General features: G+C 57.3%; 13 protein-coding genes. 3 read left to right on the top strand and 10 right to left on the bottom strand.

Features of this window, described 5'->3' with window-relative positions:
* Positions 1-8 precede the first annotated feature (8 nt).
* Genes thrC through H663_RS23540 form a run of 3 tightly spaced genes read right to left on the bottom strand, consistent with a single transcriptional unit; the run spans position 9 to position 4069 of the window.
* Complete coding sequence (gene thrC, locus H663_RS23550) at positions 9-1454, bottom strand: threonine synthase (RefSeq protein WP_053176562.1); 1446 nt, start codon at positions 1452-1454, stop codon at positions 9-11.
* Positions 1454-2776, bottom strand: a complete 1323-nt coding sequence (locus H663_RS23545; RefSeq protein WP_053176564.1) for a homoserine dehydrogenase — start codon at positions 2774-2776, stop codon at positions 1454-1456. The genes thrC and H663_RS23545 overlap by 1 nt, the downstream gene beginning before the upstream one ends.
* Before the next feature lie 51 nt (positions 2777-2827).
* Positions 2828-4069, bottom strand: a complete 1242-nt coding sequence (locus H663_RS23540) for a pyridoxal phosphate-dependent aminotransferase (protein ID WP_053176566.1) — start codon at positions 4067-4069, stop codon at positions 2828-2830.
* Between the two features lie 129 nt (positions 4070-4198).
* Between H663_RS23540 and H663_RS23535 the strand changes: the two genes are divergently transcribed.
* The 3 genes from H663_RS23535 (at position 4199) to H663_RS23525 (ending at position 7058) form a co-directional block, all read left to right on the top strand.
* Positions 4199-4576 carry an Mth938-like domain-containing protein gene (locus tag H663_RS23535; protein ID WP_053176568.1) on the top strand — a complete coding sequence of 126 codons (378 nt, stop codon included), beginning with the start codon at positions 4199-4201 and terminating at the stop codon, positions 4574-4576.
* A gap of 162 nt (positions 4577-4738) precedes the next feature.
* Positions 4739-5215, top strand: a complete 477-nt coding sequence (locus H663_RS23530; protein WP_053176570.1) for a peroxiredoxin — start codon at positions 4739-4741, stop codon at positions 5213-5215.
* 169 nt (positions 5216-5384) lie between these two features.
* Positions 5385-7058, top strand: coding sequence for a PhoH family protein (locus tag H663_RS23525; protein ID WP_053176571.1), 1674 nt, complete (start codon positions 5385-5387; stop codon positions 7056-7058).
* Positions 7059-7075: 17 nt separating this feature from the next.
* Here H663_RS23525 and dnaB read toward each other — a convergent pair whose 3' ends face one another.
* From dnaB to ppsA, 7 genes are all read right to left on the bottom strand, one after another.
* Positions 7076-8500 (bottom strand): replicative DNA helicase, encoded by a 1425-nt coding sequence (gene dnaB, locus H663_RS23520; RefSeq protein ID WP_053176572.1) that lies wholly within the window; start codon positions 8498-8500, stop codon positions 7076-7078.
* Positions 8501-8678: 178 nt separating this feature from the next.
* Positions 8679-9131, bottom strand: a complete 453-nt coding sequence (gene rplI / locus H663_RS23515; RefSeq protein WP_053176573.1) for a 50S ribosomal protein L9 — start codon at positions 9129-9131, stop codon at positions 8679-8681.
* Positions 9132-9142: 11 nt separating this feature from the next.
* Complete coding sequence (gene rpsR, locus H663_RS23510; RefSeq protein WP_019427495.1) at positions 9143-9424, bottom strand: 30S ribosomal protein S18; 282 nt, start codon at positions 9422-9424, stop codon at positions 9143-9145.
* A 14-nt stretch (positions 9425-9438) separates the two neighbouring features.
* Entirely contained in the window at positions 9439-9726 is a 288-nt protein-coding gene (gene priB, locus H663_RS23505) for a primosomal replication protein N (protein WP_053176574.1), read from the bottom strand.
* A gap of 17 nt (positions 9727-9743) precedes the next feature.
* The gene (gene rpsF / locus H663_RS23500) at positions 9744-10109 is read right to left on the bottom strand and encodes a 30S ribosomal protein S6 (RefSeq protein WP_053176575.1); all 366 of its coding nucleotides are present in this window, start codon (positions 10107-10109) and stop codon (positions 9744-9746) included.
* An 82-nt stretch (positions 10110-10191) separates the two neighbouring features.
* On the bottom strand, positions 10192-12318 hold the full coding sequence (locus H663_RS23495) for a VC_2705 family sodium/solute symporter (RefSeq protein WP_240620345.1): 2127 nt from the start codon (positions 12316-12318) through the stop codon (positions 10192-10194).
* Between the two features lie 34 nt (positions 12319-12352).
* Positions 12353-14743: a phosphoenolpyruvate synthase gene (gene ppsA / locus H663_RS23490; RefSeq protein ID WP_053176577.1), complete on the bottom strand. Its 2391-nt coding sequence runs from the start codon at positions 14741-14743 to the stop codon at positions 12353-12355.
* Between the last annotated feature and the right edge of the window lie 91 nt (positions 14744-14834).

Here is a 14834-nt window from a genome sequence, read left to right as displayed (position 1 = left end):
TGGGGGGGTCAATCGCAATGTTGGGCAATGTAGGACTTGATCTGCGCCACATCGGCGGGCATGACCTGGACCCGTTTGGGCAATTGCTCAATGCCTTCAAACTGCGGCGGCCGCACAGGCTCACGGCCCAGCGCCTCGACAATGGTCGACGCAAACTTGATGGGCAAGGCTGTTTCCAGAACGATCATGGGTACCTGTGGATTCAGGTGCTCTTTGGCCACCTTCACACCGTCGGCTGTATGGGTGTCGATCATCATGCCGTAAGCGGCAAACACTTGTTGAATCGTTTGAAGTCGGTCGGCGTGGGTGCTGCGACCGCTGTCGAAACCATAGGTGGTGGCGGCTTGGGCAAAGCGTGGGTCGCCCGACAAATCGAAGAAGCCTTGGCGGCTCAAACCTTCGCCAAAAATCGCTTTGGTTTGGTCGCCATCGCGCTCCAGCAAGTCAAACACAAAGCGCTCGAAGTTGCTGGCCTTGGAAATGTCCATGGAGGGGCTGGAGGTTTCATGCGTGTCGGCCGTGCCGCGCACGCGGTAAACGCCGGTGCGGAAAAACTCGTCAAGCACATCGTTTTCGTTGGTGGCCACCACCAAGCGGTCAATCGGCAAACCCATCATGCGGGCCACATGACCTGCACACACATTGCCAAAGTTACCGCTGGGCACCGTGAAGCTGACTTTCTGGTCGTTGCTTTGGGTGGCCTGGAAGTAACCTGCAAAGTAATACACCACCTGGGCCAGCAAACGCGCCCAATTGATGGAGTTCACCGTGCCGATTTTGTATTGGCGCTTGAAATCCAGATCGTTGGAGACGGCCTTGACGATGTCCTGGCAGTCGTCGAACACGCCGTCGATGGCGATGTTGTGGATGTTCTCGTCGAGCAGGCTGAACATCTGCGCTTGCTGGAAGGGGCTCATGCGCCCGTTCGGGCTGGTCATGAAGACGCGCACACCGGCCTTGCCGCGCATGGCGTATTCGGCCGCGCTGCCGGTGTCGCCGGATGTCGCGCCCAAAATGTTCAGCTCTTCGCCCCGGCGAGCCAGTTCGTACTCGAACAAGTTGCCCAACAACTGCATGGCCATGTCCTTGAAGGCCAAGGTGGGGCCATTGGACAAGGCTTCCAGGAACATCTCGGGCCGTGCGTGACCCGCGGCCTGCAAGGGCTTGAGGGGGACGATTTGCGGGGTGCCAAACACCGCTTCGGTGTAGGTTTTCTCGCACAGCGCTTTCAGGTCGGCGGCAGGAATGTCGTCGATGTAGAGCGACAGCACTTCAAACGCCAGGCCCGCATAGCCACGGCTTTGCCAGACCTGACGCAGCGCCTGGAGCCTGGCGGCATCCAGCTGGGGGTAACTTTCGGGCAGGTACAAGCCGCCGTCGGGCGCCAGGCCTTCGAGCAAGATTTCACAAAATTGTTTGCGGTCAGCATGACCACGGGTGGACAGATAACGCATCAGTTCAACTCTTCCTTGCGAATGCGGACGATGGGTGCCATCACGGTGGGCAAGGCTTGCATCTGGGCCAACACCTCGTTCAGAGTGCCTTCACGCGTGTCGTGGGTCAGGATGATCACATCGGTCTGGTTTTCACCCGCTTGGCTGACCTGATCGGCCTCACGCTGCAAGACCGCGTCGATGCTGATGCCCGCATCGGCCAGCAAACCGGTCAGCTTGGCCAGCACGCCCGCTTGATCGGCCACGCGCAAACGCAGGTAATAGCTGGTCACGACTTCGGCCATCGGCAATACGGCCAAGTTGCTCATGGCCCCCGGCTGGAAAGCCAGATGCGGCACGCGGTTGAGCGGATCGGCGGTGTGCAAACGGGTGATGTCCACCAAATCGGCGATCACGGCGCTGGCGGTGGGCTCAGAGCCTGCGCCTTTGCCGTAATACAAGGTCGTGCCCACGGCATCGCCTTGCACCATCACGGCGTTCATCGCGCCTTCGACGTTGGCAATCAAACGCTGGGTCGGCACCAGGCTGGGGTGCACGCGCAACTCAATGCCTTGCGCGGTACGCTTGGTGATGCCCAAAAGCTTGATGCGGTAGCCCAACTGCTCGGCGTACTTGATGTCGGCTGCGCCCAACTTGGTGATGCCTTCGACATAGGCTTTGTCAAACTGCACCGGAATGCCAAAGGCGATCGCGCTCATCAGGGTCACTTTGTGCGCGGCGTCCACGCCTTCGATGTCAAAGGTCGGATCGGCTTCGGCATAACCCAGTCGCTGGGCTTCCTTGAGCACCACACCAAAGTCAAGGCCCTTGTCGCGCATCTCGGACAAGATGAAGTTGGTGGTGCCGTTGATGATGCCCGCAACCCACTGGATGCTGTTGGCCGTCAAGCCTTCGCGCAGCGCCTTGATGATTGGAATGCCGCCTGCCACGGCCGCTTCGAAAGCCACCATCACGCCCTTGGCCTGAGCGGCTGCAAAAATTTCGGTGCCATGCACCGCCAGCAAGGCCTTGTTGGCAGTAACCACATGCTTGCCTGCGGCAATGGCCTCCATCACCAGTGCTTTGGCAATGCCGTAACCACCAATCAACTCAATGACGATATCGATCTCGGGGTTGGCAATCACCGCGCGGGCATCGCCCACCACCTGAACGCCCTCGCCCACCAGGGCTTGGGCCCGCGCCACGTCCAGATCGGCCACCATGGTGATTTCAATGCCACGGCCTGCACGGCGCTGGATTTCTTCCTGGTTGCGCTTGAGCACATTGAAAGTGCCGCTGCCCACAGTGCCCATGCCCAAGAGGCCCACTTTGATCGGTTTCATTTTTATCTTCTTTACTGCAATGCGCCCGAAAGACTCGGGCAGGGATTGAATTCAGGCCAAAACGGCTTCGGTGCCAAAACGTTTGCGCGCCCCCTCCAGAAAACGGGCGACACGGGCAATCGCCTCGCGCAAGTCGTCTTCATGCGGCAAAAACACGATGCGAAAATGGTCGGCATCGGGCCAGTTGAAGCCCGTACCTTGGACCAGCATGACCTTGGTTTCTTCCAGCAGTTGCAAAAAGAAATCCTGGTCATCTTGCACCGGGTAAATGTGGGGGTCGAGCTTGGGGAACATGTACAAAGCCGCACGAGGTTTGACGCAGCTGACACCCGGGATCGCCGAGATCAGTTGGTGCGCCAAATCGCGCTGCTTGCGCAAGCGCCCCCCCTCGCACACCAATTCATTGATGCTCTGGTGCCCACCCAGCGCCGTTTGAATGGCCCATTGGCCCGGCACGTTGGCGCACAAACGCATGTTCGACAGCATGTTCAGGCCCTCGATGTAATCGCGGGCTCTTTTCTTGTCGCCCGAAATCACCATCCACCCCGCACGGTAACCGCAGGAGCGATAGCTTTTGGACAAGGAGTTGAAGGTCAAGGTCACCACGTCTTGCGACAAACTGGCCAAGGGCGTGTGCTTGACGCCGTCGTACAAGACCTTGTCATACACCTCGTCGGCAAAAATCACCAGGCCATGCTCACGCGCAATCGCCACAATGCCCTTGAGCAACTCATCGGCGTACAAGGCTCCCGTGGGGTTGTTGGGGTTGATGACCACAATGCCCTTGGTGCGCGGTGTGACCTTGGCACGGATGTCGTCCAAATCAGGCATCCAGCCATTGGCCTCGTCACAGCGGTAATGCACGGGCGTGCCGCCCGACAAACTGGCCGCCGCTGTCCACAGCGGGTAATCGGGCGATGGCAAGAGCAACTCGTCGCCATCGTCCAACAAACCGTTGGTGGCCATCACGATCAATTCGCTGGCCCCGTTGCCCAGGTAAATGTCATCCAGCGTGACACCCAAAATGCCTTGTTTCTGGGTCTCGTGCATCACGGCTTTGCGGGCGGCAAATATGCCTTTGCTGTCCGAGTAACCCGCCGAATTGGGCAGGTTACGGATCATGTCTTGCTGAATTTCTTCAGGGGCATCGAAGCCAAAAACCGCCAGGTTGCCGATGTTCAGTTTGATGATCTTGTGGCCGTCTTCTTCCATCTGACGCGCTCGGTCCATGATGGGTCCGCGAATGTCATAACAAACGTTGGCGAGCTTGGCAGATTTCTGAATGGGCTTCAAAGTGCCTCCAAAGGCGGGTGCGTTGGGGAAAACCTATAATTTGACCACATTTCAAGCACATTTCAGCCGCAACGGCACGCACAACATGCTGATGTTGCGCGCAGTCCATTACCACAGCCACATCGCGACATGAAACTCCAACCCGACAAATCGAATGCGCCCACCATCAATGCCTATGGCGAAGGCTGGATTGAAGTGAACGGCCAAAAATTCACGCAAGCCATGCGCGTGAGCAGCCTGCCCAACACCCCCCCAGGTCCTTGGTCTGCTCAGCACTTCGACACGCTGAGCGATCAAGATTTCGCGCATGCCGACACCACTGGTGCCGAATTGGTGATTTTTGGCAGCGGCACCAAACTGCGCTTTCCGAAGCCCGAATGGCTGGCCCCATTGATTTGCTTGGGCATCGGCGTAGAAACCATGGACACAGCGGCTGCTTGTCGCACTTACAACATCCTGGCCAGTGAAGGGCGAAAAGTCACCGCCCTTTTGCTCATCGAAACTTAAAGCATGCATTTATCCACACGCACGCGCAAAGCGGTGTTCGGTGAGTCGGTGGACGTGGCTTCAGAGTAAAATAGAAGGTTGTCGAGGCTTACGGGCTTCAAGTGCAGCGATAGGACACACCCAGTGGACTAAGCTCAAACAGTCAAGCGAGATCAGAGTTTTATGGCGATCGTTCTAAACAAACCCCTCCCAGAATTTGAAGCGAACGCTACAAGCGGCCTGAAAGTTTCGAACATCTCTCATGTCGGTCAAACTGTAGTTTTGTTTTTCTACCCCAAAGACAACACACCAGGTTGCACCACAGAAGCCATGCAGTTCCGCGACAAATACAAGGATTTTGTCAAAGCTGGTGCCATGGTGCTGGGGGTCTCCCGAGACAATATGAAGTCTCACGACGACTTCAAAGCCAAGCTGGAACTGCCTTTCGAGCTGATTGCCGATACCGAAGAAAAAATGTGCCACATGTTCGGTGTGGTCAAAAACAAGATCATGTATGGCAAGAAAGTCAAAGGCATTGAGCGCAGCACTTTTCTGATTGGTGCCGATGGCACCTTGAAGCAAGAATGGCGCGGCCTGAAAGTGCCCGGCCATGTCGAGGAAGTGCTCCAAGCGGTCAATGACCTCAAGAAGGCAGGCTAAGCGGCATTGGAAATTCATGAGAATGAGATGTCATGGGGCTCATGCATAATGGTTCCATGCCGCTGAAGTTCAGCCCCTCACATCTGCCAAAAGCCGCTTGGAAACCCAGGCGGCTTTTCTTTTTTCTGCACCAACCCGCCCCCCACTTTTTTTGAAGAGGCTTTTGTTCATGCCATTGCCACCCGCCCCAGCCCAACGCGCCAGTCGCTTGTCCCCCAAGGCTTTCGATGCACAGCCTGCAGATCCCAAACTGCTCACAAAAACAGCGCAAGTGACCCCGGCCAAAACCCGCAGCACCCAGACAGCCACCACGCCTCGCAAAGTGCAAGCCAACACAGCTGCCGTCGAAAAGCGCCCAAGCGCCCTGCCCTCACCTGCCCCAGCGCCCGTTCGCTCGAGCCCCAAGACCACAAAACCCGCAGCCCCCACGAGCAAACCCAAGCGCAGAAACGGCCCCACCAAGCTTTTTGTGCTCGACACCAATGTGTTGATGCATGACCCGATGAGCCTGTTCCGTTTTGAAGAGCACGACGTGTTTTTGCCGATGATCGTGCTGGAAGAGCTCGATGGTCACAAAAAAGGCATGACCGAAGTGGCCCGCAATGCCCGTCAGGCCAGTCGATCATTGGATGCACTGGCTTGTGCCCAAGGCGCCGATCTGGGCAAAGGTTCGCCCTTGAACACCACAGGTTACAGCGACGCGCTGGGACAGTTGTTCTTTCAGACACAAGCGCTTGATCTGAGCCTGCCCTTGGCACTGCCTCAAGGCAAGGCGGACAACCAGATTCTGGGCGTCGTCAAGGCTTTGGGCCAGTTGCACGCCCCGCGCGAGGTGGTGCTGGTCTCCAAAGACATCAACATGCGGGTCAAGGCCCGCGCTTTGGGCCTGCAGGCCGAAGACTATCAAAACGACAAGACGCTGGAAGACGGCGATTTGCTCTACCCCGGCTCCTTGGCTTTGCCTGCGGATTTCTGGACCCAGCATGGCAAAACCGTTGAAAGCTGGCAACAAGGCACCAGCACGTTTTACAGAATTTCAGGCCCCATCGTGCCCAGCTTGTTCATGAACCAGTTTGTGTACTTTGAAGCCCCCGGCGAGCCCAGCCTGTATGCCCGCGTGACTGAAATTCGAGACAAGACAGCGGTGTTGCGCACGCTGAAAGATTTCACCCATTTGAAGAATGCTGTTTGGGGTGTCACGACCCGCAATCGCGAACAGAACTTCGCGATGAACTTGCTGACCGACCCGGACATCGACTTCGTCACCTTGGCAGGAACCGCCGGAACAGGCAAAACACTGATGGCACTGGCTGCGGGCCTCACCCAGGTCCTGGATGATCGCCGCTACACCGAAATCATCATGACCCGGGCCACGGTGAGCGTGGGCGAAGACATTGGCTTTCTGCCCGGCACCGAAGAGGAAAAAATGGGCCCCTGGATGGGCGCTCTGGACGACAACCTGGAGTTTTTGGCCAAGGGCGACGGTGGCAATGCGGGTGAATGGGGGCGAGCCGCGACCAACGAACTGATCAAGAGTCGCATCAAGATCAAGAGCATGAATTTCATGCGCGGCCGCACCTTCATGAACAAGTACGTGATCATCGACGAAGCGCAAAACCTGACGCCCAAGCAGATGAAAACCTTGATCACGCGCGCGGGGCCTGGCACCAAGATCATCTGCATGGGCAATCTGGCCCAAATTGACACACCCTACTTGACCGAAGGCTCGTCCGGTTTGACCTATGCGGTGGACCGATTCAAAGGCTGGGCACACGGCGGGCACATCACGCTGGCTCGGGGTGAACGCTCTCGTTTGGCCGATTTCGCCAGCGAAACACTCTGAGAGATTGGCGGCGGCGATCAGTAATCGTCGCTGCCTAGCCCACCGGATGCGAGGCTTTCAAAGCGCGTCAGGTTCTTCAGGAACGCAAGCCGAACGGTTCCCGTGGGACCATTACGCTGCTTGCCAATGATGATTTCCGCCACGCCTGGATCTTTCGAATCCTTGTTGTAGTAATCATCGCGGTAAATGAACATGATGATGTCTGCATCCTGCTCAATGGCCCCCGATTCACGCAAATCGCTCATCATCGGGCGTTTGTCTGTGCGCTGCTCCACGCTTCGGTTCAACTGAGACAAGGCAATCACCGGGCATTGCAATTCCTTGGCCAGCATTTTCAAGCCGCGCGAAATTTCGCCCAATTCGGTGGCGCGGTTATCGCCGCCCGAAGAGCCGGAACCACTCATCAGTTGTAAGTAGTCCACCACGATCAGGCCCAACTTGCCGCACTGGCGTGCCAGGCGCCTGGCATTGGCGCGTAATTCAGATGGGGTCAGGCCTGGTGTTTCGTCAATGTGCAAGGACACCGTTCTGAGTTTTTCGATGGCTTCGGTCAGCCGCGGCCATTCCTCATCGGTCAATTTGCCGGTGCGCAAATGCCCCTGATCCACGCGACCAATCGAGCCCACGACACGCACAGCCAACTGGGATGCACCCATTTCCATGGAAAACACAGCAACAGGCAGACCTTCGTTCAAAGCCACATGTTCTGCAATGTTGATCGCAAATGCCGTCTTGCCCATGGATGGGCGCGCCGCCAACACCACCATATCGCCTGGTTGCAGGCCTGATGTCATGCGATCGAGGTCATAAAAACCGGTAGGGACACCCGTGATGTCATTGGGGTTGTCCGCCATCTCCTGAACGCGGTCGAGCAACTCCACAACCAGCGTATCCATGGACTGAAAGCCCTGCTTCATGCGGGAGCCTTCTTCGCCAATGTTGAAGATCTTTTGTTCGGCTTCATCCAGAATGCGGTCAATCGCCTTGCCTTGCGGGTTAAAGGCATTGGTGGCGATTTCATCGCTGGCGGTCACCAATTTGCGCAAGATGGAGCGCTCACGCACGATCTCTGCATAGCGGCGGATATTGCTGGCGCTCGGCACATACTGGGCCAACGAGTTCAAATAGCCCAGCCCCCCCATCTCTTCAGACTTGCCCTGGTTTTGCAGCTGCTCGCTGACCGTGATGACGTCCGCTGGTTTGGACGCATTGATCAGCGCCCCAATCGCGGTGTAGATGAGTTTGTGCTCATGGCGGTAAAAATCCGAATCCACCAGCAAATCCCCAACCCTGTCCCAAGCGCTGTTGTCCAGCAACAATCCTCCCAGGACACTGGACTCTGCTTCAATCGAGTGTGGAGGCACCCGCAATTTGGCCACTTGACTGTCAATCGACAAATCAGCGGGGAACTCGTTCAAATGGTTCGTGAATACAGCAGACATCTAAGACAGTATGAAAAACTCAATGGTAGCCCCGCTCTTGAACATCGTCACGGGATAAGCCTGTGGATAAACGGTGGGCAGTGCAAAAGAACGCGCAGAGGAATGCAAAGGCGCTACTCAAAAAAACAAAAAGCCGCCGAGCTCTTCGCCAGGCGGCTTTTTGATGAGTGGTCAACAATCAGGCAGTTTCGCCGTAGACCGTCACCGTCACTTCGACCACCACATCGGTGTGCAAGGCCACGGACACCGTGGAATCACTCACTGTTTTGATGGGGCCCAAAGGCATGCGGATCTGAGACTTGACCAGTTTATAGCCTTGCTTGTTCAGCTCTTCGGCAATGTCGTGGTTGGTCACGGAACCAAACAAACGGCCATCCACACCCGCTTTTTGCGACAGCTTGACCACCAGGCCAGACAGCTTCTCGCCTTGGGCCTGGGCTTCGGCCAACTTGGCAGCAGCGGCTTTTTCCAATTCAACGCGGCGAGCTTCGAACTCGGCCTTGTTGGCTTCGGTGGCGCGGCGTGCGCGGCCTTGGGGGATCAGGAAGTTGCGTGCGTAGCCGTCTTTGACTTTGACGATATCGCCCAGATTACCCAGGTTCACAACCTTTTCGAGCAGAATGATTTGCATGGTTGGACTCCTTAGACTTTGTGCTGGTCGGTGTAGGGCAACATGGCCAAAAAGCGTGCGCGCTTGATGGCGGTGTTGAGCTGACGCTGGAAGATGGCACGGGTGCCAGTCAGACGTGCGGGAATGATCTTGCCGTTTTCGGCGATGAAGTCACGCAGAGTGTCCACATCTTTGTAGTCGATTTCTTCGACGCCGGTCACTGTGAAGCGGCAAAAACGCTTGCGCTTGAACAGCAGTGACTGGGTGTTGCGCTTGGGGCGCTTGTCTTTGTTGAATTTTTTGAACGTGGCCATGGGGCCTCCTGAAATTAATCTTGCTGAAACTCTTGAATGTGCAACACGACACTTTTGCCTTGTCGAGGGGTGGCTAAAAAGCCCTTGAACGTCCAAACACTGCCAACCGCTTGCTTGGCCAGTCTTTCGGCCAATGACCCGATGGCCAAGGCACGAAGCTTCAACTGGACTTTGCGCATTTGCCCAGCCTCTTCTACTTCAGAGGCATGCTCCAGAATCAAATCGAGAGCAGGCAAACCGGCGGGGGTGTATCGCAAAGCGGCTTGCTCGGCAATACAGGCATTCAGTTCGGTACGGTTCACTCCTCAACAGGTCAGCATCAAGCGGCGAATTCGGCTTGTTGTGACTTGCGGGCTTCTTCGCGCTCGACCGTCTTCATCATGGACGAAGGACCTGTGTCGGCTTTTTTCTTCAGCACCGTCAGGTGACGCAGCACGGCGTCGTTGAACTTGAAGGCGTGCTCGAGCTCCGCCATCACAGCCTGATCGGCTTCGATGTTCACGCACAGGTAGTGCGCTTTGCCAAGCTTGTTGATCTGGTATGCCAGTTGACGGCGGCCCCAGTCTTCGACACGGTGGATGCTGCCACCGCCGGCGGTGATCATGCCTTTGTAACGCTCCAGCATGGCTGGAACTTGTTCGGACTGATCGGGATGGATCAGCAAAATGATTTCGTAATGACGCATTGAGACTCCTTGCGGTTAACCCTAAAGGTTGGAAAAGCCGCCCCCAGCGTCTGGTCGGGGTGCGGCAAGGCGAAGCCTGCGATTATAGCTCGACTTCAGAGCCCAGATAGTTGCGCTTGACACCAGAAGCTGTGGCAGCATGCGGCGCAGATGTCATCACCCATGAACTGGGCAACAAGCAGGTCAATACGACCATCACCAAAAAACCAACTGGCACACCGAAAACACCGGCCGACAGTGGCTGAATGCCAAACCACAAGCCGTCACTGGGAGCCAAACCCCAAAAGTGGCGGAAACCAGGCGAGTTGATCATCATGTAGTACAGCGTGACGCCCAACCCCGCCAGCATGCCAGCCACCACCGCGGGGCGATGCACTTTTCGCCAGACCATACCCAAGACCATACCGGGGAAAAATGCGGCAGCCGCCAGCGAGAACGAAGTAGACACCAAAGCCAAAATTTCGGCAGGCTTGAAAGCAGCCACCACGGCTGCCAACATCGCCACAGCCAGCAGTGCAAATTTGGACAAAATGACACGACCTTCGGAGGATTTGGGTTTGTGCTCGCGACCGGGTCCGATGTCATGCACCAGCGCATTGCTGATGGTCAAAAGCAAGCCATCAGCCGTTGACAAAGCGGCCGCCAAGCCACCTGCAGCCACCAGGCCCGACACCACAAAGGGCATACCACCCATCTCGGGCGTAGCCAGCATGACCATGTCGGCCCCAAGTTTCAGCTCGCCCAGTTGCAAAACCCTGTCCCCGTTGACATCGGAAAACTCCAGGAGCGCCGAATCCAGGCGAGCCCATTGGGCCATCCAGCTGGGCAGGTCCTCAAAACTGCTTCCCACCAGGTTGTTGAGCACCTCGAACTTGACCATCACGGCCAAGGCGGGAACGCTTAAGTAAAGCAAACCGATGAAAAACAGGGACCATGCGACTGAGGTGCGTGCCTCGGCCACCGAGGGCACTGTGTAAAAGCGGGTCAACAAATGCGGCAAACCCGCGGTCCCGACCATGAGACAAAAGACCAAGGCCAAAAAGTTCAGTCGGGACTCACCAAACAACTTGATCTCTTCTGGGCTACCTTCAGGATTGCCGGCAAAAGCCTGTGCGTGCGGGGGCATGCCCCCCAAGGGCTTGGACCGCTCCCGGTTGTCGTGCATGGCCCTCGTCCACTGATCACGGGCAGTGGCGGCATCGCGAGGTACGGCCAACAGCTCACGCCGGGCTTGGGCAATGGCCGAGTAATCCGCCGATTGAGCCTTCAGAAGGCGAATTTTTTCTTCCAGCTCTTGACGCAAAGCCACCATCGCGCCATCGATATTTTTCAAGCGGTCTTCAAAAATTTGGGCACGACGAGCAAAGGCTTGCCGAACTTCGATTTCAGCGGGGTCGTTGATCAGTTTTTGCTCAATGGCCTCAATTTGAGCCAATTGCTTGCCGTAGGCCAAGGGGGCCAAGGGGGTGCCCAATTGCTTATAAGCGAGCCACGACACTGGAATCATGAAGGCCAGCAAGAGCATGATGTATTGCGCCACCTGAGTCCAAGTGATAGCGCGCATCCCCCCCAAAAAAGAACACAGCAAGACCCCTCCGAGGCCCAGCAAAATTCCAATTTCGAACTGAACACCCGTCAGTCGAGAGGCGATCAAGCCAATGCCATAAATCTGCGCCACCACATAGGTGAAGGAACACAAAACAGACGCCAAGGCGGCAATGATGCGGGGCCAGCGGCCGCCGTAGCGCTGATCGAAATAGTCCGGCAAGGTATAAAGCTTCATGGCACGCAACTGGGGCGCAATCAACAAAGCGACCAGACAAAACCCCCCTGTCCAGCCCAACACATAAGCCAAACCACCGGGCTGCTGGCCACTGCCTGAAAAGCCCTGCAGGTAGAGCGCCCCCGCCAAACTGATGAAAGACGCCGCGCTCATCCAGTCCGCTGCCGTGGCCATGCCGTTGTACATCGCCGGGATGCGCCGACCGGCCACGTAATACTCGTCTTCGTCGGTGGTGCGGCTGGAAATGCCGATCAAGGCATACATCATCACCGTGCTGAACAAAAAGATGGGGCCAATCAGGTTGCGTGACAAACCCCACCGTTCAGCCCAAGCCATGGCCCCCATCAAGCTGACGAGGATGGCCATGTAAATCAGCACATTGCGGTGAAGCCGCCAGTGGTAGGCCGAAGAGGGACGGGCTGCCATGGGTGATTTCATCGCAAGGGCTTGGGTTGCCGCATCAATTGCCCAGATTGGTCCAGGTCTCGATCACGGTGTCCGGGTTCAGCGAGATCGAGCTGATGCCCTGGTCCATCAACCAATGCGCAAAGTCCGGATGGTCCGAGGGGCCCTGACCGCAAATGCCGATGTATTTGCCCTGCGCCAAGCAGGCTTTGATGGCTTGCGCGATCAAGGCCGTGACCGCCGGATCGCGTTCGTCAAAATCAGCCGCCAGCAGCTCCATGCCCGAATCGCGGTCGAGACCCAAAGTCAGCTGCGTCAGATCGTTCGAGCCAATCGAGAAGCCGTCGAAGAACTCGAGGAACTGCTCGGCCAGGATGGCATTGCTCGGCACTTCACACATCATGATGACCTTGAGGCCCTCTTCGCCTCGGCGCAAGCCTTGGCTGGCCAGCAGTTGGGTGACCTTTTCGGCTTGGCCCAAGGTGCGCACAAAGGGCACCATGATCTGAACATTGGTCAGGCCCATCTCACCGCGAACGCGTTTGAGGGCTTCGCACTCCATGGCAAAAGCTTCTCCAAAATCGCGGCTGATATACCGTGCTGCACCACGGAAACCCAGCATCGGGTTTTCTTCTTCAGGCTCATAACGGCTGCCGCCAATGAGCTTGCGGTATTCGTTGCTCTTGAAGTCCGACAAACGCACGATGACCGGCTTGGGCCAGAAAGCAGCCGCGATGCTGGCCACACCTTCGGCGACCTTGTCGACGTAAAAAGCTCGGGGAGAAGCGTGGCCACGGGCCACAGATTCCACGGCTTTTTTCAGATCGGCGTCGATGGCGGGGTAGTCCAGGATGGCCTTGGGATGCACGCCAATGTTGTTGTTGATGATGAATTCCAGACGGGCCAAGCCCACGCCTGCATTGGGCAGCTGGGCAAAGTCAAAGGCCAGCTGGGGGTTGCCCACGTTCATCATGATCTTGGTCTTGATCTCAGGCAGCACGCCGCGCTGGATCTCGCTGATCTCGGTTTCCAGCAAGCCGTCGTAAATGTGGCCGGTATCGCCCTCGGCGCAGCTGACGGTGACCAGCGTACCCTCCGTCAATTGTTCGGTGGCGTTGCCGCAACCCACCACTGCCGGAATGCCCAGCTCGCGGGCAATGATGGCGGCGTGGCAGGTGCGCCCGCCCCGGTTGGTGACAATGGCGCTCGCACGCTTCATGACCGGCTCCCAGTTCGGGTCGGTCATGTCGGTCACCAGCACATCGCCAGGCTGGACCTTGTCCATTTCGCTGATGTGGTGGACCAAGCGCACCGGACCCGTGCCGATCTTTTGGCCAATCGCCCTGCCCTCGGCCAGGATGGCGCTTTTGCCTTTGAGCTTGTAACGCAACTCGGGCGTGCCTTTGGCCTGGCTTTTCACGGTCTCGGGGCGTGCTTGCAAGATGTAGAGCAAGCCGTCAGTGCCGTCTTTGCCCCACTCGATGTCCATGGGGCGGCCGTAATGCTGTTCGATCACCACCGCATAGCGGGCCAATTGCTCGACCTCGTCATCGGTCAGGCTGTAGCGGTTGCGCAGTTCGGTGGGCACGTCGGTGGTTTTGACCAGCTTGCCCGACGCAGCCTTTTCTTCGGAGGTGGCGAACACCATCTCGATCAGTTTGGAGCCCAGGTTGCGGCGGATCACGCAGCGCTTGCCCGCGGCCAGCATCGGCTTGTGCACATAAAACTCATCAGGGTTCACCGCGCCCTGCACCACCGTTTCGCCCAGGCCGTAACTGGAGGTGATGAACACCACGTCTTCAAAGCCCGACTCAGTGTCGATGGTGAACATGACGCCCGCCGCACCGAGATCAGAGCGCACCATGCGCTGCACCCCCGCCGACAAGGCCACATCGGCGTGGGCAAAACCCTTGTGCACGCGGTAACTGATGGCGCGGTCGTTGTACAAAGAGGCGAACACCTCTTTCATCTTGTGCAGTACATCGTCGATGCCGACCACGTTCAAGAAGGTTTCTTGTTGCCCGGCAAAGGAAGCATCGGGCAAATCTTCGGCTGTGGCTGAAGAGCGCACCGCAAATGAGGCCTCGGGATGACCGCCCTGCAGTCGCACAAATTCTGCGCGGATGGCTTGTTCCAGATCGGCCGGGAAAGGTTGGGCTTCAACCATGGCGCGGATTTCGGCACCTGCTGCAGCCAAAGCGCGCACGTCCTCGGTGTCCAGCACATCGAGTCGGGCATTGATGCGCTCGGTCAGGCCGCCAAACGCCAAAAACTGGCGAAAGGCGTGGGCGGTGGTGGCAAAGCCCGTGGGCACGCGCACGCCCGAAGGCAGCTGGGAAATCATCTCCCCCAAGCTGGCGTTTTTGCCGCCGACCGACTCGACATCGGTCATGCGCAAAAGCTCAAAGGGAACGACCAAAGCGGTCTCGTTGAAAAGATCAGACATGCAAAGCTCCAAAGTTAAAACCGGGCTCCAGAGTCACAGGTCAGGGTTTTTGTTGTTCTTGGAATGGAACCCCGAGCTGACCACGATGGAT

The organism is Limnohabitans planktonicus II-D5, assembly GCF_001270065.2.
Lineage (GTDB): Bacteria > Pseudomonadota > Gammaproteobacteria > Burkholderiales > Burkholderiaceae_C > Limnohabitans_A > Limnohabitans_A planktonicus.
Note: the sequence above shows the minus strand (reverse complement) of the source record. Positions and strands in the feature narration are given on the sequence as shown.

What these genes read in the sequence shown, in the direction of transcription:
- rpsR (WP_019427495.1), bottom strand. Translation starts at nt 9,424, where the DNA reads ATGGCCACGTTCAAAAAATTCAACAAAGACAAGCGCCCCAAGCGCAAC.
- rplI (WP_053176573.1), bottom strand. Translation starts at nt 9,131, where the DNA reads ATGCAAATCATTCTGCTCGAAAAGGTTGTGAACCTGGGTAATCTGGGC.
- H663_RS23545 (WP_053176564.1), bottom strand. Translation starts at nt 2,776, where the DNA reads ATGAAACCGATCAAAGTGGGCCTCTTGGGCATGGGCACTGTGGGCAGC.
- H663_RS23495 (WP_240620345.1), bottom strand. Translation starts at nt 12,318, where the DNA reads ATGGCAGCCCGTCCCTCTTCGGCCTACCACTGGCGGCTTCACCGCAAT.
- ppsA (WP_053176577.1), bottom strand. Translation starts at nt 14,743, where the DNA reads ATGTCTGATCTTTTCAACGAGACCGCTTTGGTCGTTCCCTTTGAGCTT.
- thrC (WP_053176562.1), bottom strand. Translation starts at nt 1,454, where the DNA reads ATGCGTTATCTGTCCACCCGTGGTCATGCTGACCGCAAACAATTTTGT.
- dnaB (WP_053176572.1), bottom strand. Translation starts at nt 8,500, where the DNA reads ATGTCTGCTGTATTCACGAACCATTTGAACGAGTTCCCCGCTGATTTG.
- H663_RS23525 (WP_053176571.1), top strand. Translation starts at nt 5,385, where the DNA reads ATGCCATTGCCACCCGCCCCAGCCCAACGCGCCAGTCGCTTGTCCCCC.
- H663_RS23530 (WP_053176570.1), top strand. Translation starts at nt 4,739, where the DNA reads ATGGCGATCGTTCTAAACAAACCCCTCCCAGAATTTGAAGCGAACGCT.
- rpsF (WP_053176575.1), bottom strand. Translation starts at nt 10,109, where the DNA reads ATGCGTCATTACGAAATCATTTTGCTGATCCATCCCGATCAGTCCGAA.
- H663_RS23535 (WP_053176568.1), top strand. Translation starts at nt 4,199, where the DNA reads ATGAAACTCCAACCCGACAAATCGAATGCGCCCACCATCAATGCCTAT.